We start from the raw sequence: 23,207 nt of genomic DNA on the forward strand, positions 1-23,207 counted from the left end.
CGACCCATGCTGCTGATCTCCTGCCCGTGGTGCGGGCCCCGCGACGAGGCCGAGTTCCACTACGGCGGCCAGGCCCACGTGCCCTACCCCGAGGACCCGGCCGCCCTCACCGACGAGGAGTGGGCCCGCTACCTGTTCTTCCGCGACAACCCCAAGGGACCTTTCGCCGAACGCTGGAGCCACGCGGCGGGCTGCCGCAAGTGGTTCAACGCGGTACGGAACACGGCGACGAACGAGATCCTGGCGGTGTACAAGACGGGCGAGCCGCGCCCGGAGACGTTCCAGCCGCGCCCGGCCATGTCTCAGTCGGCTCCGGTCACCTCCCAGCCGCGCCCGGCCACGTCTCAGCCGGGTCCCGTCACCTCTCAGCCGAGCGCGGTCGCTTCTCAGCCCGGTCCGGCACCATCAGCCCGTCCGGCGACTGAGGACGAGGCCGTTCAGGCCGAAGGGGGGTCTGGGGGCGCAGCCCCCAGCGGGGTCGAAGGAGCCGGGCCCCTTCAGGAGGGGACGGGTAGGAGCGGCGGGGGCGCAGCCCAACCGTTCCGCACCCCCACCGGCGGCCGCATCAACCGCGAAGAACCCCTCACCTTCACCTTCGACGGCAAGGAGTACCGCGGCTACCGAGGCGACACCCTCGCCTCCGCCCTCCTCGCCAACGGCGTCATCCAGGCCGGCACCAGCATCAGACTCGGCCGCCCCCGCGGCATCTTCTCCGCCGGCGTCGAGGAACCGAACGCGGTCGTCCAGATCGAGGCCCCCTTCCCCGAGCCCATGCTCCCCGCCCCCGCCGTCGAGCTGTACGACGGCCTGGTCGCGAGCAGCCTGCCCGGCCAGGGCCGCCTCGCCACCCAACCCGACCCCGCCCGCTACGACGCCGTGCACGCCCACTGCGACCTGCTGGTCGTCGGCGCCGGACCGGCCGGTCTCGCGGCCGCGGCGGCGGCAGCGGACAGCGGCGCCCGCGTCATCCTCGCCGACGACCAGCCCGAGCCGGGCGGCAGCCTGCTCGGCACCGGCGAGCACCTCGACTGGGTCGCCGAGACCCGCGCCCGGCTCGACCTCGCGCCCGAGGTGCGCGTCCTGCGCCGTACCACCGTCTTCGGCTACTACGACGACAACCACCTGCTCGCCGTCGAGCGCCGCACCAGCCACCTCGGCGCCGACGCCCCCGAGAACGTCTCCCGCGAGCGGGTCTGGCGCATCCGCGCCCGGCGCGTGGTCCTCGCGACCGGCGCGCACGAACGCTCGCTGGCGTTCGGAGACAACGACCGCCCCGGTGTGATGCTGGCGGCTTCGGCCCGGACGTACCTGCACCGCTACGGGGTCGTCCCCGGCCGGCACGCGGTGGTGTTCACCACCAACGACAGCGCCTACGCCGCCGCGCTCGACCTCGCAGAAGCCGGCGTGCACATCGCGGCGATCGTCGACCCGCGGCCCGAGCCGGGAGAGTGGGCGCGGCGGGCCGGGGCCGCGGGGATCGAGGTGCTCGCCGGGCACGCGGTGACCGGCACGGAGGGCGCCGCCCGGCTCACCGCCGTGACCGTCGCCCCGTACGGACACAGCGCCGGGCAGCGGGAGTTCGCCGTCGACCTGCTGCTGGTCTCCGGCGGCTGGAACCCGGTCGCGCACCTGTTCAGCCAGTCCGGCGGCAAGCTCCGCCACGACGACACGCTCGGCACGTTCGTTCCCGACAGCGCCCGTCAGGCGGTCGAGGCCGCGGGCAGCGCCAACGGCGCCTTCGACCTCGCCGCGGCCCTCACCGAGGGTGCGACGGCCGGCGCCCGCGCCATCGAGGCGGAGGGCTACACCGCCGCCACACCCGCCCTGCCGGCCGTGGCCGTCCAGCCGTACACCCCACCCCTGCCGGTCTTCACGATCCCCGCCCCCACCGGCGCGCCCCGGTTCGTCGACCTCCAGCGTGACGTCACCGTCGACGACCTGGCACGCGCCACCGGGGCGGGACTGCGCTCGGTGGAGCACACCAAGCGCTACACCACCGCCGGCACCGGCGGTGACCAGGGTCGCACGGCCGGCGTGCTGGCGAGCGGGGTCGTCGCCGAACTCCTCGGCGTGGACATCTCGGCGCTGGGCCTGCCGACCTTCCGCCCGCCGTACACACCGGTGTCCTTCGCCGCCCTCGCCGGCCGCGACCGCGGCGCGCTGAGCGACCCGGTCCGCACCACCGCCCTGCACGCCTGGCATGCCGAGCACGGCGCGCTGTTCGAGAATGTCGGCCAGTGGAAGCGGCCCTGGTACTACCCCCGGCCCGGCGAGGACATGGAGACCGCGGTACTGCGCGAGTGCCGCGCCGCCCGCGAGGGCGTCGCCTTCATGGACGCCTCCACCCTCGGCAAGATCGACGTACAGGGGCCGGACGCCGCGGTCCTCCTCGACCGGCTCTACACCAACATGATGAGCACCCTGAAGGTCGGCATGATCCGCTACGGCGTGATGTGCCGTCCGGACGGCATGGTCTTCGACGACGGCACGGTCATCCGGCTCGAGCAGGACCGCTTCCTGGTCACCACCACGACCGGCAACGCAGCCGCCGTACTGGACTGGATGGAGGAGTGGCTGCAGACGGAGTGGCCCGACCTGAAGGTGCACTGCACCTCCGTCACCGAGCAGTGGGCCACCGTCGCCCTGGTCGGTCCGAAGTCCCGCGAGGTCCTCGGTTCCCTCGCGCCCGAACTGGCCGTCTCCAACGACGACTTCCCGTTCATGGCGTGGCGGGAGACGACCGTGGCGGGCATCGGGGCGCGGGTCTGCCGCATCTCCTTCTCCGGCGAACTCGCCTACGAGATCAACGTCTCGCCCTGGGAGGCACTCGCCCTGTGGGAGGCGCTGTACGAGGCCGGCGCCGCGTACGGCATCACCCCGTACGGCACGGAGACCATGCACGTCCTGCGCGCCGAGAAGGGCTACCCGATCATCGGCCAGGACACCGACGGCACGGTCACCCCGCAGGACCTCGGCATGAGCTGGGCGGTGTCGAAGAAGAAGCCCGACTTCATCGGCAAGCGCTCCTACGCCCGCCCCGACACCGTCCGCCCCGACCGCAAGCACCTCGTCGGCCTGCTGCCCGAGGACCCGGCCGACTTCCTGCCCGAGGGCACCCACCTGGTCGCCGACAGCGAACTGCCCGCCCCGCCGGTGCCGATGCTCGGGCACGTCACCTCCAGCTACCGCAGTGCGGCGCTCGGCCGTGCCTTCGCGCTCGCCCTGATCAAGGGCGGCCGGGAACGCATCGGCGAACGCCTCTACGCGCCCGTCGGTGACCGTCTGGTCCCGGTGACCGTCGCCAGTCCCGTCCTCTTCGACCCCGAGGGAGCCCGCCGCGATGGCTGACACCGCCCTGACCGCACGGCAGCGCAGCCCCCTGGCGCACGCCGCCGCACGCCTGGCCGCCACGACCCGTGCCTCCCGGGGAGCGATCCGCCTGGCCGAACTGCCCCTGCTGGCGCAGGTGGACGTGCGGCTCGACGCCAAGGGCCCGGCCGCGGACGCCGTCGGGCTCGCCCTGGGCCTCCAACTCCCCCTGGAGCCCAACACCGTCGTCCACGCCGGGGAGGTCACCGTGGTGTGGCTCGGCCCCGACGAATGGCTCGTGGTGGGCCGGCCCGGCACCCAGCGGGAGCTGGAGGGCCGGATCCGCGAGGCGGCCGGGGACGAGCACGTGTCCGTCACCGACGTCTCCGCCCAGCGCACCACCCTGCTGGTCGGCGGGCCACGCGCCCGCGACCTGCTGGCCCACGGCTGCTCGCTGGACCTGCACCCGCGGGCCTTCGGCCCCGGGCGCTGCGCCCAGACGACGCTGGCCCGCACCCAGGTCGTCCTCGTGGCCCGCGACGAGTCAAGGGCGGGTTTCTGGGTCCTGGTGCGGTCCTCCTTCGCCGGCTATCTGACGGACTGGCTGCTGGACGCGGCCGTGGAGCACCGGTGAGGGGCACGGTGGCCACGACGCCCCCGGCGGGGTCCCCGTGACCGCCACGGCCCCTTCCCTCACCGCGTCCCGCCCGGGCATGCCGCAGCTGTACCCGTCCGGGCTGCCGCGGCCCGGGCGGACGCTGGTGATGGGCGTCGTCAACGTCACCCCGGACTCGTTCTCCGACGGCGGGCTCTGCCACGCTTCTGACGCGGCGGTCGCGCACGGGATGGTCCTGCTGGAGCAGGGCGCCGACATCGTGGACGTGGGCGGGGAGTCCACCCGGCCCGGCGCGGCCCGCCCGACGGTGGAGGAGGAGCTGCGGCGCGTCCTGCCGGTCGTGCGGGAGCTGGCCGGGGCCGGGGCGACCGTCAGCGTCGACACCATGCGGGCCGAGGTCGCCGCCCGCGCCCTGGAGGCGGGAGCGCGGCTGGTCAACGACGTCTCCGGCGGCCTCGCCGACCCGGCGCTGCCGGCGCTGATGGCCCGGGCGCAGGTGCCGTACGTCGTCATGCACTGGCGCGGCCACTCCGCCGGCATGCAGGCCAATGCCGTGTACGACGACGTCGTGACCGATGTGGCCGACGAGCTGCGCCTGCGGATCGACGCCGCGCTGGAGGCGGGGATCCGGCCGGACCGCCTGGTCGTCGACCCCGGGCTGGGCTTCGCCAAGACGGCCGAGCACAACTGGCAGCTGCTGGGCCGTCTCGACGAGATCCGGGCGCTGGGCCTGCCCGTCCTCGTGGGCGCGTCCCGCAAGTCCTTCCTGGGCCAGGTGCTGGCCGATCCGGTAACGGGACGGCCGCGCCCGGCGCCCTTGCGGGACACGGCGACGGCCGCGGTCTCCGTGCTCGCCGCCGCACAGGGTGTCTGGTGCCTGCGCGTGCACGACGTGACCTCCACGCTCGACGCGGTACTGGTGACGGCCCGCTGGGGCGCCTAGGCCGGGCCCGCGCCGCGAGGGGTGCCCACCGGCCACTCCGCACTGCCGGCGCGGGCAGGGCGTCGGCCCTGACGAGCACGCCGCCCCCCCCGGGCCCGCGGACCTGCTCGGCCGGTCGGCGGGCGTGAGTCCTCGCTAGCATCCAGTCATGGCAACGGAACCGAGCGCGTGCGGCCCGAACCGGCCGGATCCCGCCGACGGCCCGACGGGGTCGGTCTTCGACACCGTCGTGGACCGCAGGTCCTCCAACTCGATGAAGTGGGCCTGCGCCGACCAGTTCCTCGACCCCGGCGAGGCCGCGGCGGACCCGCTGCCGATGTGGGTCGCCGACATGGACTTCCGGGCTCCCCAGGCCGTGCTCGACGCGCTGCACGAGGCCGTGGACCACGGTGTCTTCGGGTACCCCGGAGGTGCCACCGACAGCTACCTCGACGCCGTGACCGGCTGGCAGGCGAAGCGTTTCGGCTGGGAGGTGCCCCGCGAGTGGGTGCTGCAGACGGCGGGCATCATCACCACGCTCAAGACGGCCGTGCAGGCGTTCTCCGCGCCCGGCGACTCGGTCCTGATCCAGCCGCCGGTGTACGCGCACTTCCACGACGACGTACGGCTCAACGGCCGGCACCTCGCGTTTGCCCCACTGGAGCGGACCGACAACGGTTACCGGTTCGACGCCCGGACCTTCGAGGCCGCGATACGGCCCGACACGAGACTGTTCGTCCTGAGCCACCCCCACAACCCCACCGGCAACGTCTGGACCGAGGACGAGCTGACGGCCATGGGTGAGATCTGTGCCCGCCACGGAGTCCTGGTCGTCTCCGACGAGGTCCACCAGGACCTCGTCATCAACCCGGACAAGAGGCACGTCCCCTTCGCCTCGCTCGGCCCGGGCTTCGCGCGCAACAGCATCACGTGCACCGCCCCCAGCAAGACCTTCAACCTCCCGGGCCTGCAGAGCGCCAACGTCTTCGTGCCCGACGCGAGGCTGCGCGGGGAACTGGCCCGGCAGTACGAACGCAATGCGTTCCCGCTGGTCAACGTGCTCGGCATGGTCGCCGCCGAGGCGGCCTACGCGTACGGCGAGCCGTGGCTGGAGGAGCTGCTGACCTATCTGCGCGGCAACCACGCCCGCTTCGCGCAGGCGGTGAACCACGGCACCTCGAAGGTCCGGGTCCTGCCGGCGGACTCCCTCTATCTGGCGTGGATGGACTGCCGGGGTCTGGGGATGGACGCCGAGTCCCTGGACTCGTTCATGCTCACCCGGGCACGGCTGTGGCTGGACAAGGGACAGAAGTTCGGCGTCGAGGGCCACGGCTACATGCGGGTGAACCTCGGCTGCCCCCGCGCCACGGTCGACGAGGCGATCCGGCGCCTGCTCACGGCGGTCACCGGTACGGCCTGAGGCGCCACCGGAGGCGATGACCACCGACGGCGTGCCGCCGGCCACCCCTGCCAGGAGACAGGGCCGGACTCAGCCGACGTATCCCATACGGTGGCTGATCTCCTGCGCGCCCTTGACCAGCAGGGGTGCCAGCTCGTGCATCCGTTCCTCGGTGAAGCGGTACGCGGGTCCGGAGGCGCTGAGCGCGGCGACGACCTCGCCGTGGTGGGCGCGGATCGGGGCCGCCACGGCATGCAGCCCTATCTCCAGCTCCTCCAGCGTCACCGCGTACCCGCGCTCCCGTGCCTCGGCGAGATCCTTCTCCAGCTTCGTCCGGGCGGTCAGCGTGCGCGGCGTGAGCTTCGGCAGCCCGGATGTCTCGAGCACCTCGTCGCGCCGCGCGGCCGGCAGATGGGCGAGGAGGATCTTGCCGCTGGACGTGGCGTGCACCGGGGTGAGCTGCCCGACCCAGTTGTGGGTGCCGACGGCGCCCGGTCCGCGCACCTGGTACAGGTTGACGGCGTAGTGCTCCTGCAGGACGGCGATGTTGACGGTCTCGCCGATCTCCTCGCTGAGCCGCTCGCACACCTCCCGGCCCTGCTGGGTGATGTCGAGGCGGCCCGTGACCGCGCCGGCCAGGCGGACGATCCCGAAGCCGAGCCGGTACTTGCCGCGCTCGCCCGACTGCTCCACGAGACCGCGCGCCTCCAGGGCGCCGAGCAGGCGGAACGCGGTCGACTTGTGGACGTCTATCTCGGCGGCCACCTCGCTGACGCCTGCCTCCCCGCGGTGGGCGAGGATCTCCAGGACGCTGACGGCACGGTCGACGGACTGCACCCCGCTCACCGCCGGAGCCGCCGTTTCGCTCTCTGCGATGTAGTTGCTCATGACGCAACTATACGCACGGCAGGGCGCCGTGAACCCGGCTTCGCACAGGGAGAATACGACGACTCCGGGGTCCGTGGGGGCCGTCCATGGCGGCCGGCTTCAGCCGAAGACGACCGTGCAGCGGCCGTTCACCAGGACACGGTTCTCACTGTGCCACTTCACGGCGCGCGCGAGGACCCGGGCCTCGACGTCGCGGCCCATGGTGACCAGGTCGTCCGGCGCGTGGGAGTGGTCGACGCGGACCACGTCCTGCTCGATGATCGGGCCCTCGTCGAGGTCCGGGGTGACGTAGTGCGCCGTAGCGCCCACGAGCTTGACGCCGCGTTCATGGGCCTGGACGTAGGGCCGCGCGCCCTTGAAGCTCGGCAGGAACGAGTGGTGGATGTTGATGGCCCGCCCGTCGAGCTGCTTGCACAGGTCGTCGGAGAGGATCTGCATGTAGCGGGCGAGCACCACCAGGTCGATGCCGAGTTCGCCGACCAGCTCCAGCAGCCTGGCCTCCGCCTGCGCCTTGGTGTCCTTGGTGACCGGGATGTGATGGAAGGGGATGCCGTAGTTACGGGCCAGCGGCTCGAAGTCGCGGTGGTTGGAGACGATCGCCGGGATCTCGATGTTGAGCGCGCCCGTGGACTGGCGGAAGAGCAGGTCGTTCAGGCAGTGGCCGAACTTCGACACCATGATCAGCGTCCGGGGCGGGGTCGCCGCGTCGTGCAGCTGCCAGGTGATCCGGTAGGCCTCGGCGACCGGGCCGAAGCCGGTGCGCAGCTGGTCAAGACTGACGCCCGGATGTGAGACGTCGAAGTGCACCCGCATGAAGAAGCGGTCCTGGAGACGGTCGTCGAACTGCCGGCTCTCCAGGATGTTGCCGGAGTGCCGGACCAGAAAGCTGGTGACGGCGTGGACGAGGCCGGCCCGGTCGGGGCACGAGAGGGTGAGGACGAACTCGCGGCCGGGCTGCGGGCGAGGAGACATGGCATCCTCCGAGGGTGCGTAATACGCAACAGTGAGAGTGATACGCAACATCGTCCCGTGGGGGCGGGTGGCGGTCAAGGGGTACGTCCTGCAGAGTGCGCTGCGATGCACAGTGCGCAACAACTGGCGGCGACGCAGAAGTCACGACAACCCGACCTGACCACGGGGAACACGGCGCCGCCGCCCCGGTCGGCATCTTCATCGGCGGCCTGTGCTCGGCTCTGAACCCGGCCCCGCTCATCACTTGACACTGCTCAGCCACAGGGACGACAGTGTGGCTGTTTCTTATGGCGAAGTTCATTCCTTATTGCGCAACAAGGCGACGCCAACGAGGAGATCGGCAAGTGACACACGAGGTACGCGCCGCCGTCGCCCTGCACAAGGGCGCCCCGGTCTCGGTGGAGACCGTCCTGGTGCCGGACCCCGGCCCCGGTGAGGTCCTGGTCGAGGTCGAGGCCTGCGGCGTCTGCCACACCGACCTGCACTACAAGCAGGGCGGGATCAGTGACGACTTCCCCTTCCTGCTCGGGCACGAGGCGGCCGGCGTGGTCGAGTCCGTCGGCGACGGTGTCACCCACGTCGCGCCCGGCGACTTCGTGGTCCTCAACCGGCGTGCGGTGTGCGGCCAGTGCCGGGCCTGTCTGCGTGGCCGGCCCTGGTACCGCTTCGCCACCCACAACGCCTCGCAGAAGATGACCCTCGCCGCCACCGGCCAGGAGCTCTCCCCGACGCTCGGCATCGGCGCGTTCGCGGAGATGACCCTCGTCGCCGCCGGCCAGTGCACCAAGGTCGACCCGGCCGTCTCCCCGGCCGTCGCCGGGCTGCTCGGCTGCGGGGTGATGGCCGGTTTCGGTGCCGCCGTCCACACCGGCGGCGTCGGCCGTGGCGACTCGGTCGCCGTGATCGGCTGCGGCGGCGTGGGCATGGCGGCGATCGCGGGCGCAAGGGCCGCCGGAGCGCGCCGCATCATCGCCGTCGACGTCGACGAGCGGAAGCTGAAGTGGGCCGAGCGGTTCGGCGCCACCGACACCGTCGACTCCTCCAGGACCGACGCCGTCGAGGCCGTCCGCGGCCTCACCGGCGGCTTCGGCGCCGATGTCGTCGTGGACGCGGTCGGCCGCCCCGAGACGTACCGGCAGGCCTTCTACGCCCGCGACCTCGCCGGCACCGTCGTGCTGGTCGGTGTGCCCGCGCCGGGGTCGGCCGTCGAACTGCCCCTGCTGGACGTCTTCGGCCGCGGTGGGGCACTGAAGTCCTCCTGGTACGGCGACTGCCTGCCCTCCCGGGACTTCCCCGCACTGATCGGCCTCTATCTGCAGGGCCGCTTCGATCTGAAGGACTTCGTCACCGAGACGATCGTCCTGGACGACGTCGAAGCCGCGTTCGACAGCATGCGCCGCGGTGACGTCCTGCGCTCGGTGGTCGTCCTGTGACGGCGCGGACCGGGCGCCCCGCCACCGTCCGCCGGCACCGCGTCCGGCGCTGAGCCGGGCACGAGCAAAGACCCCACCATCGGCACGACTTCAGGAGAGGGACAGATGGCCACTTCCTACGATGTGATCGTCGTCGGTCTGGGCGGGATGGGCAGCGCGGCCGCCTACCACCTGGCCGCCCGCGGGCAGCGCGTGCTCGGCCTGGAACGCTTCGGCCCCGCCCACGACCTCGGCTCCAGTCACGGCGGCTCCCGGATCTACCGGCAGGCCTACTTCGAGGACCCGGCCTATGTGCCGCTGCTGCTGCGCGCCCGTGACCTGTGGGAGAAGCTGGCCGTCGACTCCGGCCGCGAGGTCTTCACCGAGACCGGCGGTCTGATGATCGGCCGGGAGGACAGCGCCGCCTTCGCCGGCACCCTGCGCAGCGCGCACGAGTGGGGCCTGGACCACGAGGTCCTCGGCGCCGCCGACCTCCGGCGCCGCTTCCCGACGTTCACGCCGGCGCCCGAGGACGTCGCCTTCTTCGAGCGCGGGGCCGGCGTGGCCCGGCCGGAGGCCACCGTCACTGCCCACCTGGAGCTGGCGCGGGCCCACGGCGCCGACCTGCACTTCGCCGAACTCGTCCTCGGCTGGGAGGCCGACGGCCCCGGCCGCAAGGCGTGGGTGGTCACCGACCGCGGCGCCTACACCGCCGACCGACTGGTGTTCGCACCCGGCGCCTGGGCGCCCAGGCTGCTGTCCGGCCTGGGCGTGCCGGTGACGGTGGAGCGTCAGGTCATGTACTGGTTCCAGCCCGAGGGCGGCACCGGCCCGTTCACCACCGACCGGCACCCGGTCTACATCTGGGAAGACCCCGACGGCACCCAGATCTACGGCTTTCCCGCGCTGGACGGCCCCGGCGGCGGCGCCAAGGTCGCCTTCTTCCGCAAGGGCGGCGCCGCCGACCCCGACACCCTCGACCGGGAGATCCACGCGGAGGAGGTCGCGGCGATGGCCGCGTACCTGCGTTCGCGCATCCCCTCTCTGCCCGGCCGCTTCCTCAAGGGTGCGGCCTGCATGTACAGCACCACCCCGGACGAGCACTTCGTCCTCGCCCAGCACCCGGACCACCCGCAGGTGACCGTGGCCTGCGGCTTCTCCGGACACGGGTTCAAGTTCGTCCCCGTGATCGGCGAGATCATCGCAGACCTGGCCACCGCCGGCACCACCGAACACCCCATCGCCCTCTTCGACCCGCGCCGTGTGCGGGTCTGACGCCCACTTCCGAGGTGACCGCCATGACGACCACCAGCCTTCCGTCCAGCCTGATCGCCACCCTGTCGGGGGAGTACTACACCGATCCAGAGGTCTTCGCCCTGGAGCAGGAACGCGTCTTCGAGACCATGTGGTTCTGCGTGGCCCGCGCCTCGGAGCTGGCGAAGCCCGGCCAGTTCCGCACCGTCCAGGTGGGCCGGGAGAGCGTCCTGGTCTCCCGCTCCCGGGACGGCTCCGCCAAGGCGTTCCTGAACGTCTGCCGGCACCGCGGCGCCAAGCTGTGCACAGAGGAGTCCGGCGAGGTCAGGCGCGCCTTCCAGTGCCCGTACCACGCCTGGACCTACGGCCTGGACGGCAAGCTGGTCGCCGCACCCAACCTGACCTCGATGCCGGACCTCGACCGCACCGCGTACGGCCTGATCAACGTCCATGTGCGCGAGTGGCTCGGCTATGTGTGGGTGTGCCTCGCCGACACGCCGCCGTCCTTCGAACAGGACGTCATCGGCGCGGTGGTCGAGCGGCTCGGTGACACCGAGTCGATCGACAACTACGGGATCGAGGACCTGCGGGTCGGCCGGCGCATCACGTACGACGTGAAGGCCAACTGGAAGCTCATCATCGAGAACTTCATGGAGTGCTACCACTGCGCGACCATCCATCCCGAACTGACCGAGGTCCTGCCGGAGTTCGCCGACGGCTACGCCGCGCAGTACTACGTCGGCCACGGCGCCGAGTTCGGTGACGAGGTCAAGGGCTTCACCGTCGACGGCGGCGAGGGCCTGGACCGCATCCCCGGGGTCGCGGACGAGCAGGACCGCCGCTACTACGCGATCACGGTCAAGCCCCAGGTGTTCATCAACCTGGTGCCCGACCATGTGATCTTCCACCGGATGTACCCGCTGGCGCACGACCGCACGGTCGTCGAGTGCGACTGGCTGTACCTGCCGCACGTCGTGGAGAGCGGCACGGACGTCGACCGCTCGGTGGAACTGTTCCACCGGGTCAACCAGCAGGACTTCGACGCCTGTGAGCGCACCCAGCCGGGGATGAGCTCGCGGGCGTACGCCAAGGGTGGCGTGCTGGTGCCCAGCGAGCACCATATCGGTGCCTTCCACACCTGGCTGCAGGACAGGCTCGACGTCCACCCGGTGGGCTGACCCCGGCCGCTCCTCGTACCGCCCCGCTCGCCCGGCGCTGGTGCGTGCGCCGCACGGTCCGCGGCAAGGTCATCCGGAGCGAACGGGCGACGCGGAACTGTGACCGGTGTGATGCGACAGGCGCAACGACTTGCGCCATTCGGAACTGATGGCGCCCCTCCTCTTGACAGGCCTCCGTCGACGCCGAAAGCATGTTGCGTATAACGATCGTCGTTGTGCTATCTGAAACATATTGCCTGAACGGCACCCCGGAGGTCCCCATGAGCATCACCGTCGTCGGAGCGTCGCTGGCGGGACTGAGCACGGTCCGGGCCCTGCGCGCGGAGGGATACGACGGCGGGATCGCCGTCGTGGGGGAGGAGCGCCACCTTCCCTACGACCGGCCGCCGTTGTCCAAGGACTTCCTCAAGGGCACCCTCGACGCGGACGCGCTCGCGCTCGGCGACCCCGCGGAGTACGACGACCTGGACGTGCGGTGGCTGCTCGGCGAGCGCGCGGTGCGCCTCGATCCCGCGGACCGCTCGGTGACCCTCGCCTCGGGGCGCCGGCTGCACACCGACGGCGTCGTCGTCGCGACCGGCGCGAGCCCCCGCGCCCTGCCCGGCTCGGACGGCCTGGCCGGCGTCCACACGCTGCGCACCCTGGACGACGCCCGCGCCCTGCGGGACGAACTGGCCCTCGGCGGACGGCTGGTGGTGATCGGGGCCGGTTTCATCGGCGCCGAGGTGGCCTCCACCGCCCGCGGGCTCGGCCTCGACGTCACCGTCGTCGAGGCGCTCGACGTACCGCTGGAACGCCAACTGGGCCGCACCATGGGCCGGGTGTGCTCCTCCCTGCACACCGATCACGGAGTGCGCCTGCTCACCGGGACCGGCGTGGCCGGACTCACCGGCGACGGCCGGGTCACCGGGGTCCGGCTGACGGACGGGCGTGAACTGCCCGCCGACATCGTCGTGGTCGGCGTCGGCGTGCGGCCCGCCACCGACTGGCTCGCCGGCTCAGGCGTCCAGGCCGACGACGGCGTGGTGTGCGACGCCGGCTGCGCCACGAGTGTCCCCGGCGTCGTCGCCGTCGGTGACGTGGCCCGCTGCCCGCACCCCTTCACCGGCCGCTACGCCCGCATCGAGCACTGGAGCAACGCCACCGAACAGGCGACGGCCGCCGCCCGCACCCTGCTGACCGGGGTCTCGGCGTCCGTCCCGCGCCCCGCGCCCTACTTCTGGTCCGACCAGTACCAGGTGCGCATCCAGCTCGCGGGACATGTCGCGCCCGGCGCCGTACCCGAGGTCGTCGACGGCGACGTCGACAGCCGCTGCTTCACCGCCGTCTACCGGCGCGAGAACACTCCGGTCGCGGTGCTCTCCCTGAACCAGACGAAGCTGTTCAACCGCCTGCGCCGCACCCTCGTCCCCGCCGCCGCGCCCGCTGCCGTCTGAGTCGCGGGCCCGCAAGCGACAACCCCACCCCGCAGGGGCGTGCCCCGTGACACGCCCCGCCCGTCCCCCGGAGTATGGCGTGGCTATCAGCGTCTTCGACCTGTTCTCCATCGGCATCGGCCCGTCCAGCTCGCACACCGTCGGCCCCATGCGCGCCGCCGCGATGTTCGCCGCACGGCTGAAGACCGACGGCCTGCTCGCCCAGACCGCCGCCGTACGCGCGGAGTTGTTCGGCTCGCTCGGCGCCACCGGCCACGGCCACGGCACCCCGAAGGCCGTCCTGCTCGGCCTGGAGGGCAACAGGCCGCACACGGTCGACGTCGGCCAGGCCGACCTGGACGTCGAGCGCATCCGCGCCACCGGCCGCATCCGCCTGCTCGGCGCGGAGATCGGCCCCGCCCACGAGATCGGCTTCGACCCCGCGACCCAGCTCGTCCTGCACCGCCGCCGCTCCCTGCCGTACCACGCCAACGGCATGACCCTCTTCGCCTACGACGCCGACGGCGTGCCGCTGCTGGAGAAGACGTACTACTCCGTCGGCGGTGGCTTCGTCGTCGACGAGGACGCCGTGGGCGCCGACCGGATCAGACCCGACGACACACCGCTCACCCACCCCTTCCGCACCGGAGACGAACTGCTGGAGCTGACGAAGGAGACCGGGCTGTCGATCTCCGCGCTGATGCTTCAGAACGAGAAGGCCTGGCGCACCGAGGCACAGATCCGCGCCGGACTGCTGGAGATCTGGCGGGTGATGGAGGGCTGTGTCGCCACCGGCCTGTCCCGCGAGGGCATCCTGCCCGGCGGGCTGAAGGTGCGCCGGCGCGCCGCGGCGGCGGCCCGGGCGCTGCGCAGCGAGGGCGACCCGGCGGCTCGCGCGATGGAGTGGGTGACCTTGTACGCGATGGCGGTGAACGAGGAGAACGCCGCCGGCGGCCGGGTCGTCACCGCCCCGACCAACGGCGCGGCCGGCATCATCCCCGCGGTCCTGCACTACTACCTGACCTTCGTGCCCGGCGCGGACGAGGACGGCGTCGTCCGCTTCCTGCTCGCGGCCGGCGCCATCGGCCTGCTCTTCAAGGAGAACGCCTCGATCTCCGGCGCCGAGGTCGGCTGCCAGGGCGAGGTCGGCGCCGCCTGCTCCATGGCCGCCGGCGGTCTCGCCGAAGTGCTGGGCGGCACGCCCGCGCAGGTGGAGAACGCCGCCGAGATCGGCATGGAGCACAACCTCGGCCTGACCTGCGACCCGGTCGGCGGCCTGGTGCAGATCCCGTGCATCGAACGCAACGGCATGGCCGCGGTCAAGGCGGTCACCGCCGCCCGCATGGCCCTGCGCGGCGACGGCCGGCACCACGTCTCCCTCGACAAGGTCATCAAGACGATGAAGGAGACCGGCGCCGACATGAAGGTCAAGTACAAGGAGACCGCCCGCGGCGGCCTCGCCGTCAACGTCATCGAGTGCTGAGGAACCGAGGCACGCGCGTGAGAGCTTCTCCCGGACGCCGCCCCCGCCGCGTCGCGATGCTCAGTGTGCACACCTCGCCGCTGCACCAGCCCGGCACCGGGGACGCCGGCGGCATGAACGTCTACGTCGTCGAGCTCGCCCAACGCCTCGCCGCCCGCGGCATCGAGGTGGAGATCTTCACCCGGGCCACCTCAGCCGACCTCCCGGCCGACGTCACCCTCACCCCCGGCGTGCTGGTGCGGCACGTGACCGCCGGCCCGTACGAGGGCCTGGCCAAGGAGGATCTGCCGGCCCAGCTCTGTGCCTTCACGCACGGGGTGATCCGTGCGTGGGCCGGCCACCGCCCCGGCCACTACGACCTGCTCCACTCCCACTACTGGCTCTCCGGTCACGTCGGCCGCCTCGCCGCAGCGCGCTGGGGCGTGCCGCTGGTGCACTCCATGCACACCATGGCGAAGGTCAAGAACGCCGGCCTCGCCGACGGCGACACCCCCGAGCCCGCGATCCGGGTGACCGGCGAGAGTCAGGTCGTACGGGCCGCCGACCGGCTGATAGCCAACACCGAGCAGGAGGCGGACGACCTGCTGCGCCACTACGGCGCCGACACCGGCCGGGTCGCCGTCGTCCACCCCGGCGTCGACCTGGACCGCTTTCGGCCCGGCGCATTCGATGCGGCCCGGGCCCGGGCCTCGGCCCGGGCGCGCCTGGGGCTGCCGCAGGACGCGCTGATCCCGCTGTTCGCGGGGCGCATCCAGCCGTTGAAGGCACCGGACGTGCTGCTGCGCGCGGTGGCCCGGCTGCTGCGGGAGCGGCCGCGGCTGCGCGAGGGGATCGTCGTACCGGTCGTGGGCGGGCCGAGCGGCAGCGGCCTGGCCCGGCCTGAGGGACTGCACAAACTGGCGGCCGCGCTCGGCATCTCCGACGTCGTGCTGTTCCGGCCACCGGTCGGCCAGGACCGCCTCGCCGACTGGTACCGGGCGGCGTCCGTCCTGGTCATGCCCTCCCACAGCGAGTCCTTCGGCCTGGTGGCCCTCGAAGCCCAGGCCTGCGGCACCCCGGTGATCGCCGCCCGCGTCGGCGGCCTGCCGGTGGCCGTGCGCGACGGCGTGAGCGGCGTCCTCGTACCGGGCCACGACCCGGCGGACTACGCCCGCGTACTGAGCCGCTTCGCCGACGACCCCTCCCTCTCGACCCGCATGGGCACGGCCGCGGCCCGCCACGCCCGCTCCTTCGGCTGGGACGCGGCCGCGGCCGCGACGGCACAGGTGTACACGCAAGCCCTGCGGGAGCGCGGTCCGCGCGGCTGAAGCCGACCATGAGCTCCGGCCGCCGGCTCGCCCGCGGCTCGAACGCGTCACCCGCGGCTTGAACGCGGCGCCCGCGGTGCTTGATCGGCCACCCCTGCCGACCGATTCTGGACATCCCGCCTCGGGCGCCGCATCCGCGAACAGCAAGGACCGACCCATGGCAGACCTCTCGGAGACCACCGTGCCCTCCGGCACCCCCATCGGTATGGCACCGGCGGCTCCCGTCTCGCGGGGCGTGCGCCGCATCACGGTGCAGGCCGGCCCCGTCACCCTCTCCGGGCTCAGCAGCGAGCCCCCGCACGGGCCGCCCCGCGCTCTCGTCGTCGCCCTGCACGGCGGCGGCACGAGCGCGGGGTACTTCGACGGGCAGGCGCACCCCGACCTGTCCCTGCTGACCCTCGGCGCGGACCTCGGACACCGGGTGGTCGCACTCGACCGCCCCGGATACGGCGCGTCCGCCGCCGAACTGCCCGAGGGGCGGACCCTCGTCGAGCAGGCGGCCGACATCGCGGCCGCGGTACGGCAGTTGGCCTGCGACGGCCCCGTGGGCGGCGGTGTCCTGCTGCTCGCCCACTCCTTCGCCGGCAAGCCGGCCTTCCTGCTCGCCGCCGAGCACGCCCCGGGCATGCTGCTGGGCCTGGACGTGTCGGGATGCGGCACTCGACTCGCCGTGCCCTACGACCAGGTGCGGCACGGCCGGAACGGGCGGCGGCTCAACTGGGGGCCGCTGAGCCTGTACCCGCCCGCCACCTTCCAGGCCGCCGCGACGGTCGTCGCCCCGATGCCGCCGCGCGAGGCGGAGTCGGCCGGCGACTGGGAGCGGCTGTCGGCCGATGTGCTGCCCCGGGTCAGGGTGCCCGTCCGGCTGACGTTCGCCGAGCACGAGGCGTGGTGGCGGCACGGCGACGAGGACGTCGCCGACATGGTCGGCCGGCTGACCGCCGCGCCCCGCGTGCGCGTGGACCGGATGCCCGGCGCGGGCCACAACATCAGCCTCGGCTGGGCCGCGCGGACGTATCACCTCAGGGCCTTGGCGTTCGCGGAGGAGTGCCTGAGGCGCACCGCTTGACCGGTCCTGCCGAGGGCCTGCCCGAGGCCGCCGGCCGACGACCGGCCGGGGCGATGCGACCAACGGCCGTTTACCTGCCGGCCCCACGGGTCACCCCTTGAGGACACAGGCGCGTGGAGGGAGTCCGTCGTGGTGGACAGCACGGCCACAGGGAACGATCCGGCAGGGCTCGACGAGTGCCGCGTCGACGCCGTCGACGTACACGCCTTCGAGGTGCCCACCGACGGCCCCGACGGCACGGAGCAGGACGGCACCCTGGAGTGGGACTCCACGACGATGGTGCTGGTCAGGGTGCACGCCGGCGGCACCTGCGGCCTCGGCTACACCTACGGGGACGTGTCGGTCGCCGCGTTCGTCGAGTCCCTCCTCGCTCCCCTCCTGAAGGAGCAGCAGGTCACCTCACCGCCGGCGCTGTGGCACCGCATGGGGCGGCAGATCCGCAACGCCGGCCGCCCCGGCGTCGGTGCCATGGCCCTCTCCGCCGTGGACGTCGCCCTGTGGGACCTCAAGGCACGGCTGCTGGACCTGCCGCTCCTGCACGTGCTGCCCGCATTCCACGACCGTGTCCCGGTGTACGGCAGCGGCGGCTTCACCAACTACCCCCTGGACCGGCTCGCCGAGCAACTCGGCGCGTGGACCGACCAGGGCATCCCGCGGGTCAAGCTGAAGACCTCGCGGGAGCCGGAGCGCGACCCGCAGCGGCTGACGGCCGTACGCAAGGCGGTGGGCGACGCACCCGAGATCTTCACCGACGCCAACGGGGCGCTGAGCCGCAAGGAGGCGCTGTACTGGGCCCGCCGGTTCCACGAGGAGTGGGACGTGCGGTGGTTCGAGGAGCCCGTCTCCTCCGCCGACCTGGAGGGCCTGCGCAGGCTGCGCGAACAGGGCCCCGGACGGCTGGAGATCGCGGCGGGGGAGTACGCCTACACCACCCAGGACTTCACCAACCTCGTCGAGGGCCCCGCCGTGGACTGCCTCCAGGCCGACGTCACCCGCTGCGGCGGCATCACCGGCGTCCTCGAGACGGCCGGCCTGGCAGCCGCCCACCACCTGGACCTGTCGGCCCACTGCGCGCCGGCGCTCTCGGCCCACGCGTTCTGCGCCGTACGCCGGCTGCGGCACCTGGAGTACTTCCACGACCACGTCCGTGTCGAGCACCTGCTGTTCGACGGCACGCTGTCCCCCGACGGCGGCGCCCTGCGCCCCGACCCCTCCCGCCCCGGCCTCGGCCTGGAGGTCAAGTGGCCCGACGCCGAGCGCTACCGCGTGTACGGGTCCCGGAAGGCCTGATCCCAGGTCCCCGAGAACCGGAGCCGCGATCACCCGGACGCGCCCCGGCGCCGCGCCGCTGGAGCACGAGCGCGGCCGGAGCCGCGGTGAAGACGGAGCAGGTGCCGACCGTCACCCGTCCCGGCACCGGGGCGATGCATCCCATCCAGCGCGGCGCCATCATCGACACCCCGGGCCGCGCGCGGATCGTGCAGCGCCTGCTGGGCGACCATCTGACCCGTTCCGTCCGCCCGATGGTCCTCGTCACCACCCCCCGGCCTGGACGGCGTCGCCTACCGCGCCCAGGCCCGCACCGCGGTCGAGGCACTGCGCCCGCAGACCGTGCTGACCGTCCCCACCGCGCGGGGCACCGCCGCGCGTGGTCCCGGCCCCGCACACCGCGGCCGTCCGGGGCGCCGCCCGACTCCTGCACGTGGCCCCAGGGTCTTTCGTTTGGATCAGGCCGGATCAGGGAGCGGGGTCTGGCAGCCGTGGATCGCAAGGCGGAGGAGGGCGCCATGGCAACCGACGACAACGCGGCGAGGCGCGGTGCCAGACCCCGCGAGCCCGGCATGATCCAAACGAGAGGCCCTAGGCCATCCGTCCACACTGCCACCCACGCCCGGGCTCACCACGGTCCTCTGAGGGCACGCGGTCCCCGCCGCAGGGGCGGTGCGACCTGCCAGGCCGCCCGCAGGAGGGAGAAGCAGGGATCGCCGGTGAGGGCGTCCAGGTCGGGGTCCGTGTCCGCCGCCCAGGCCGCGTAGCCGTCGGGGCGGACCAGCACGGCACCGGGCAGCCCGTCCACCGGCTCCGCGCGGACGGCGCCGAGACCGGGCGGGAGGATCCCGGCGAGGTCGAGCAGGACGGGCCTGCCCGACCGGAACAGCGCCGGGTCGACGCTCGGGACCCGGTGACCGGTCAGCGGGTGGCCGCCGCACCGACGGTGGCCGCCCTGGCACGCCAACCTCGGGCGGGTAACGGGGACTTGGTCACGGTCGGGTCCTTTCGGTGTCGTCCGGGGGCCGGTCCGCGCGGAACGGGGCCTGGACGGTGTCGAGGAAGCCGAGTCCGGCGGGCAGCGCGTCCGGGACCCGGTTCGTCAAGGGACCTTCACGCTAGAGCGGGGCCCGGCGCCGCTCACTCGGCTGGCAGGCGGCTCGCCGCTGGGGCCAACCCTCGTACGGAGGCGGTGGGTTGCCCCCTGCACGGCCCGCGGGGCGGCGCGCCGGCCCACGGCCGGACTCGATGCCGGGCGCGCACGGCAGCGGACCGGTCGCGAAGATCGCGGAACGGCCCGACGAGCACCGTTCGATACCCCCTACGGGTACACCGTGTCCCGATCCCGTACCGCGGCGATCGCCGGGCACCACCTCCGCCCGGGCCCGGCCGCCGTCCTCACGTGCAGGGCGCTGCACACTGGAGTACATCCACCCGTAGGGGTCCCAGAGCGGTGCCGGTCCCGCGGAAGGCGGCGGCCGGGCCGACCGCGGAGGTGCCATGCCCGATCCCGGCTCGCCCGCCCCACCTGGGTCCGCCCGGACCGCCGGCCCGTGGCGTCGCACCCTGCGCCGTCTCAGGCGCCGCCGCCCTGTGCCCGTCGGCCGGGTGCCCCGCGCGTCACAGCTGCGCATGCTGGTCGCGGTGCTGGACGACGCCGTGGCGGCGCTGTCGTCTGCCGACGTCGCGGTCGCCGCGTGCGGGGCGCCGGACGGTGCGACGTGGCAGGCCGCTCAGGGCTGCGGACGAGCCGCCCGGGGCTTCCACCGGCTGCGCGCACGCCTGGACGAGCTGCCGATCAGCGAGCCCGATCTGGTGGACGCGCGGGACGACGCGGGCAGGCTGCTGGCCTACCACCAGTGGATGGTGCACCAGGCCCTGAACCTGGCGTTCACCATCCACCCCGACGCCCGCACCGAGGCGGCACGGCTGGAACTGAACGGCCTGGGACGGCCCGCCGACCGCCTGCGACTGCTGCGGGACGCCCTCGACGAGACACGGGACGGCGAGCCGCGGCAGGGATGACTGGAGCGCCGCGGAGCCGATGCCCGGTGCGTGAGCACGGTGTCCCTTACGGTGACGATCGCCGCCGTACGTCCGTGAACGAAAAGGGGTGGGCACCGTGGCGTTCGCGGAGGCCGGCGGCGAGAACGTACCGTCCCGCGAAAGCGGGCGGCGGTCCTGGGCACCGCTGCTCGCAGTGTGCGCCGGGTACTTCATGGTCATCCTCGACCTGACCGTCATCAACGTCGCCGTGCCGGTGATCGGACGGGAGCTGTCGGCGTCCCTCACCGGCGTCCAGTGGATCACCGATGGCTACACCCTGGTCTTCGCCGGGTTCCTGCTCACCGCCGGCGCACTCGGTGACCGGCTCGGCAACCGCCGCGTCTTCTGCGCGGGTGTGGCGGTGTTCACCGTGTCCTCCCCCGCGTGCGCGCCGGCGCCGGGCACCCTGTTCCTGGTGGCCGCACGGCTGGTGGAGGGCCTCGGTGCGGCGCTGATCGTGCCGGCTCCCTGGCCCTGCTCCAGCAGGCCTACCCCCGGCCGGCGGCACGCTCGCGCGCCTTCGGGCTGTGGGGTTCCATGGCTGGCATCGCCGCGTCCGCCGGACCGTTGCTGGGCGGCCCGCTGGCCGCCACGGTCGGCCGGCGCTGGGTGTTCCTCGTCAACCTGCCCGTCGGAGCAGCCTGCCTGCTGCTGACCCTGCGGTACGTCGCGCCCTCGCCCCGGCGCGCCACCCGGTCCCTGGACCGGCCGGCGCAGTGCGCGGTGGTGTCGACGGTGGTCCTGCTGACCGCGGCACTCAACGAGGCGGGCCGGCGCGGCTGGTCCGACCCGGCCGTTCTCGCCGGACTCCTCCTGGCCGGGGCGGCCGCCGCGGCGTTCGCGGTACTGAGCGGCCGGCCCGCTTGCCCGCCCTTCCGCCGGGCATGCGCTCCCGCCCGATGGGCGGCGCCGCCGTCATCGGCCTGCTGTTCAACTTCGCCTTCTACGGCATGGTGTTCACCGCCAGCCTGGAGTTCAGCAACAGCGCGGTTACAGCGCCCTCGGCACCGGTCCCGCGCTGTTCCCGGCGGCGGCGATGACCATGTTCGTCCGTCCTGTCCGGGCGGCCGGCCCGCCGTACCGGGGACCGCCCACTGGTGGTCTGTGGCATGCTCCTGGCCTCCCTGGGGCTGGCCGGATGGGCGGCGGCGGGCGACCATCCCGCCTACGCGCTGCTGATCGCCCCCGATGTCGGCCGCCGGCTTCGGCACCTCCTTCGCCCTCACCGGCTGCACCACCACCGTGATGGCCGCCGCGCCCCCGGACCATGCCGGGACGGCCTCTGCCCGGTTCAACACCACCCGGCAGATCGGCAGCGCCACCGGCGTCGCGTTCGGCGGCAGCCTGCTCGCCACCGCCGACCACGCGGCCGGGCTGCGGCACAGCATGGCCATCGGAGCGCTCGCTTGTCTGACCGCCGCGGTGCCGGCGTGGCGATGCGTGCCGGCGCACTCCGCGACGAGGGCCTGGGACGAGCGCTCGCTGCGTGCGGGAGGCGGCTCTACAGTGACCTACGTCGAACCGGACCGGTCGGTCTCCTCCCCAAGGAGTGCAGCGTGCGTGACATCCTGCCGGCGCTGGAACGCTGGTACGCCTCCGGTGTCCCGTTCGGGCTCGCCACGGTCGTCGCGGTCAGCCGCAGTGCGCCGCGCGAGCCCGGCGCCGCCATGGCCGTGGGGCCGGACGACGAGGTCGTGGGGAGCGTGTCCGGCGGCTGTGTGGAAGGCGCGGTGTTCGAACTCGCGCAGGAGGTCGTCGCGAGCGGCGAGGCCCGCCTGGCGACCTTCGGATACAGCGACGAGGACGCCTTCGCGGTCGGGCTGACCTGCGGCGGCGAGATCACCCTGCTGGTGCGGCCCGTGACCCCGGCGGCGGACCCGGTGTTCGGGGCGCTCGCCGCGTCCGTCGCCGCCCGGGAACCGGTGACCCTGGCCATGGTCGTCGACGGCCCTGCCCCGCGCGGGGCCACTCTCGCGGTGTGGGCGGATCGCGTGGCCGGCACGCTGGGCACACCGGGCCTCGACGCGGCCGTCACCGCCGACGCGCGCGGCGAACTCGCCCTCGGTGCCACGGTCCAGCGGCACTACGGGCCGCGCGGAGAGCGCCGCGAGGACGAGGTCACCGTCTTCCTGCAGTCCTACGCGCCGCCGCCGCGCATGCTGGTCTTCGGCGCCATCGACTACGCGGCCGCCGTGGCCCGGATCGGCGACTTCCTGGGCTACCGGGTCACCGTGTGCGACGCCCGCCCCGTCTTCGCCACACCCAAGCGCTTCCCGGCCGGCGTCGAGGTCGTCGTGGACTGGCCGCACCGCTATCTCGCCGGGACCGTCACCGACGAGCGCACGGTGATCTGCGTGGTCACCCACGACCCCAAGTTCGACGTGCCGCTTCTCGAGGAGGCGCTGCGCCGGCCGGCCGCCTACATCGGCGCGATGGGCAGCCGCCGTACCCACGACGACCGGCTGGCGAGGCTCATGGAGGCCGGTGTCACGGCGCGGGAACTGTCCCGGCTGCGCTCGCCGCTCGGCCTCGACCTGGGGGCCCGCACCCCCGAGGAGGTCGCGGTGTCCGTCGCCGCCGAGATCGTCGCCCTGCGCTGGGGCGGCACCGGGACACCGCTCACCGCGACGAGCGGGGCCATCCACCCGCCCGCGGCCACCTGACGGCG

General features: G+C 73.3%; 18 protein-coding genes and 2 pseudogenes. 17 read left to right on the forward strand and 3 right to left on the reverse strand.

The window, feature by feature from the left end; translation table 11 throughout:
* Positions 1 to 6 precede the first annotated feature (6 nt).
* The 4 genes from ACF1GV_RS30045 (at position 7) to ACF1GV_RS30060 (ending at position 6,267) form a co-directional block, all read left to right on the forward strand.
* Positions 7 to 3,348, forward strand: coding sequence for a sarcosine oxidase subunit delta family protein (locus ACF1GV_RS30045; RefSeq protein ID WP_391686675.1), 3,342 nt, complete (start codon positions 7 to 9; stop codon positions 3,346 to 3,348).
* Positions 3,341 to 3,943: a sarcosine oxidase subunit gamma gene (locus ACF1GV_RS30050; protein ID WP_391686678.1), complete on the forward strand. Its 603-nt coding sequence runs from the start codon at positions 3,341 to 3,343 to the stop codon at positions 3,941 to 3,943. The genes ACF1GV_RS30045 and ACF1GV_RS30050 overlap by 8 nt, the downstream gene beginning before the upstream one ends.
* Positions 3,944 to 4,022: 79 nt before the next feature.
* The gene (gene folP, locus ACF1GV_RS30055; RefSeq protein ID WP_391687282.1) at positions 4,023 to 4,868 is read left to right on the forward strand and encodes a dihydropteroate synthase; all 846 of its coding nucleotides are present in this window, start codon (positions 4,023 to 4,025) and stop codon (positions 4,866 to 4,868) included.
* A gap of 148 nt (positions 4,869 to 5,016) precedes the next feature.
* Positions 5,017 to 6,267 (forward strand): MalY/PatB family protein, encoded by a 1,251-nt coding sequence (locus ACF1GV_RS30060; RefSeq protein WP_391686680.1) that lies wholly within the window; start codon positions 5,017 to 5,019, stop codon positions 6,265 to 6,267.
* 69 nt (positions 6,268 to 6,336) lie between these two features.
* Here ACF1GV_RS30060 and ACF1GV_RS30065 read toward each other — a convergent pair whose 3' ends face one another.
* Positions 6,337 to 7,134 (reverse strand): IclR family transcriptional regulator, encoded by a 798-nt coding sequence (locus ACF1GV_RS30065; protein ID WP_391686683.1) that lies wholly within the window; start codon positions 7,132 to 7,134, stop codon positions 6,337 to 6,339.
* Between the two features lie 99 nt (positions 7,135 to 7,233).
* On the reverse strand, positions 7,234 to 8,106 hold the full coding sequence (gene purU, locus ACF1GV_RS30070) for a formyltetrahydrofolate deformylase (protein ID WP_391686686.1): 873 nt from the start codon (positions 8,104 to 8,106) through the stop codon (positions 7,234 to 7,236).
* Positions 8,107 to 8,450: 344 nt separating this feature from the next.
* Between purU and ACF1GV_RS30075 the strand changes: the two genes are divergently transcribed.
* The 9 genes and pseudogenes from ACF1GV_RS30075 to ACF1GV_RS30115 form a co-directional block, all read left to right on the forward strand.
* A complete protein-coding gene (locus ACF1GV_RS30075; protein WP_391686689.1) occupies positions 8,451 to 9,539 on the forward strand; it encodes an S-(hydroxymethyl)mycothiol dehydrogenase in 1,089 nt (362 codons plus the stop codon).
* A 105-nt stretch (positions 9,540 to 9,644) separates the two neighbouring features.
* On the forward strand, positions 9,645 to 10,793 hold the full coding sequence (gene solA, locus ACF1GV_RS30080; RefSeq protein WP_391686692.1) for an N-methyl-L-tryptophan oxidase: 1,149 nt from the start codon (positions 9,645 to 9,647) through the stop codon (positions 10,791 to 10,793).
* 23 nt (positions 10,794 to 10,816) lie between these two features.
* Positions 10,817 to 11,950: an aromatic ring-hydroxylating dioxygenase subunit alpha gene (locus ACF1GV_RS30085; protein WP_391686695.1), complete on the forward strand. Its 1,134-nt coding sequence runs from the start codon at positions 10,817 to 10,819 to the stop codon at positions 11,948 to 11,950.
* A gap of 260 nt (positions 11,951 to 12,210) precedes the next feature.
* A complete protein-coding gene (locus ACF1GV_RS30090; RefSeq protein WP_391686698.1) occupies positions 12,211 to 13,386 on the forward strand; it encodes an NAD(P)/FAD-dependent oxidoreductase in 1,176 nt (391 codons plus the stop codon).
* A 79-nt stretch (positions 13,387 to 13,465) separates the two neighbouring features.
* Positions 13,466 to 14,848, forward strand: a complete 1,383-nt coding sequence (locus ACF1GV_RS30095) for an L-serine ammonia-lyase (protein WP_391686701.1) — start codon at positions 13,466 to 13,468, stop codon at positions 14,846 to 14,848.
* Between the two features lie 56 nt (positions 14,849 to 14,904).
* Positions 14,905 to 16,155: a D-inositol-3-phosphate glycosyltransferase gene (mshA, locus tag ACF1GV_RS30100; protein ID WP_391687285.1), complete on the forward strand. Its 1,251-nt coding sequence runs from the start codon at positions 14,905 to 14,907 to the stop codon at positions 16,153 to 16,155.
* 205 nt (positions 16,156 to 16,360) lie between these two features.
* Positions 16,361 to 17,224 (forward strand): alpha/beta hydrolase, encoded by an 864-nt coding sequence (locus ACF1GV_RS30105; RefSeq protein WP_391687287.1) that lies wholly within the window; start codon positions 16,361 to 16,363, stop codon positions 17,222 to 17,224.
* Between the two features lie 129 nt (positions 17,225 to 17,353).
* Positions 17,354 to 18,514: an enolase C-terminal domain-like protein gene (locus tag ACF1GV_RS30110; protein ID WP_391686703.1), complete on the forward strand. Its 1,161-nt coding sequence runs from the start codon at positions 17,354 to 17,356 to the stop codon at positions 18,512 to 18,514.
* 134 nt (positions 18,515 to 18,648) lie between these two features.
* Positions 18,649 to 18,868: pseudogene (locus ACF1GV_RS30115) on the forward strand (hypothetical protein); the annotation flags it as partial.
* A 253-nt stretch (positions 18,869 to 19,121) separates the two neighbouring features.
* Here the strand turns inward: ACF1GV_RS30115 and ACF1GV_RS30120 are convergent.
* Positions 19,122 to 19,460, reverse strand: coding sequence for a hypothetical protein (locus ACF1GV_RS30120; protein WP_391686706.1), 339 nt, complete (start codon positions 19,458 to 19,460; stop codon positions 19,122 to 19,124).
* Positions 19,461 to 20,101: 641 nt separating this feature from the next.
* On the opposite strand from ACF1GV_RS30120, the gene ACF1GV_RS30125 reads away from it, so the two are divergent.
* The 4 genes and pseudogenes from ACF1GV_RS30125 (at position 20,102) to ACF1GV_RS30140 (ending at position 23,202) form a co-directional block, all read left to right on the forward strand.
* Positions 20,102 to 20,518, forward strand: a complete 417-nt coding sequence (locus ACF1GV_RS30125) for a hypothetical protein (RefSeq protein ID WP_391686709.1) — start codon at positions 20,102 to 20,104, stop codon at positions 20,516 to 20,518.
* Between the two features lie 193 nt (positions 20,519 to 20,711).
* Positions 20,712 to 21,322 (forward strand): annotated as a pseudogene (locus ACF1GV_RS30130) (MFS transporter); the annotation flags it as partial.
* 101 nt (positions 21,323 to 21,423) lie between these two features.
* Positions 21,424 to 21,579 carry a hypothetical protein gene (locus ACF1GV_RS30135; protein ID WP_391687335.1) on the forward strand — a complete coding sequence of 52 codons (156 nt, stop codon included), beginning with the start codon at positions 21,424 to 21,426 and terminating at the stop codon, positions 21,577 to 21,579.
* Between the two features lie 516 nt (positions 21,580 to 22,095).
* Positions 22,096 to 23,202 (forward strand): XdhC family protein, encoded by a 1,107-nt coding sequence (locus tag ACF1GV_RS30140; RefSeq protein ID WP_391686712.1) that lies wholly within the window; start codon positions 22,096 to 22,098, stop codon positions 23,200 to 23,202.
* Positions 23,203 to 23,207: the final 5 nt, after the last annotated feature.

Origin of the sequence: Streptomyces sp. NPDC014006 (assembly GCF_043088925.1) — a bacterium.
Classification (GTDB): Bacteria; Actinomycetota; Actinomycetes; order Streptomycetales; family Streptomycetaceae; genus Streptomyces.

Coding starts and splice junctions, on each gene's coding strand:
- ACF1GV_RS30045 (WP_391686675.1), top strand. CDS start 7: ATGCTGCTGATCTCCTGCCCGTGGTGCGGGCCCCGCGACGAGGCCGAG.
- ACF1GV_RS30050 (WP_391686678.1), top strand. CDS start 3,341: ATGGCTGACACCGCCCTGACCGCACGGCAGCGCAGCCCCCTGGCGCAC.
- folP (WP_391687282.1), top strand. CDS start 4,023: ATGCCGCAGCTGTACCCGTCCGGGCTGCCGCGGCCCGGGCGGACGCTG.
- ACF1GV_RS30060 (WP_391686680.1), top strand. CDS start 5,017: ATGGCAACGGAACCGAGCGCGTGCGGCCCGAACCGGCCGGATCCCGCC.
- ACF1GV_RS30065 (WP_391686683.1), bottom strand. CDS start 7,134: ATGAGCAACTACATCGCAGAGAGCGAAACGGCGGCTCCGGCGGTGAGC.
- purU (WP_391686686.1), bottom strand. CDS start 8,106: ATGTCTCCTCGCCCGCAGCCCGGCCGCGAGTTCGTCCTCACCCTCTCG.
- solA (WP_391686692.1), top strand. CDS start 9,645: ATGGCCACTTCCTACGATGTGATCGTCGTCGGTCTGGGCGGGATGGGC.
- ACF1GV_RS30085 (WP_391686695.1), top strand. CDS start 10,817: ATGACGACCACCAGCCTTCCGTCCAGCCTGATCGCCACCCTGTCGGGG.
- ACF1GV_RS30090 (WP_391686698.1), top strand. CDS start 12,211: ATGAGCATCACCGTCGTCGGAGCGTCGCTGGCGGGACTGAGCACGGTC.
- mshA (WP_391687285.1), top strand. CDS start 14,905: ATGCTCAGTGTGCACACCTCGCCGCTGCACCAGCCCGGCACCGGGGAC.
- ACF1GV_RS30105 (WP_391687287.1), top strand. CDS start 16,361: ATGGCACCGGCGGCTCCCGTCTCGCGGGGCGTGCGCCGCATCACGGTG.
- ACF1GV_RS30135 (WP_391687335.1), top strand. CDS start 21,424: ATGCGCTCCCGCCCGATGGGCGGCGCCGCCGTCATCGGCCTGCTGTTC.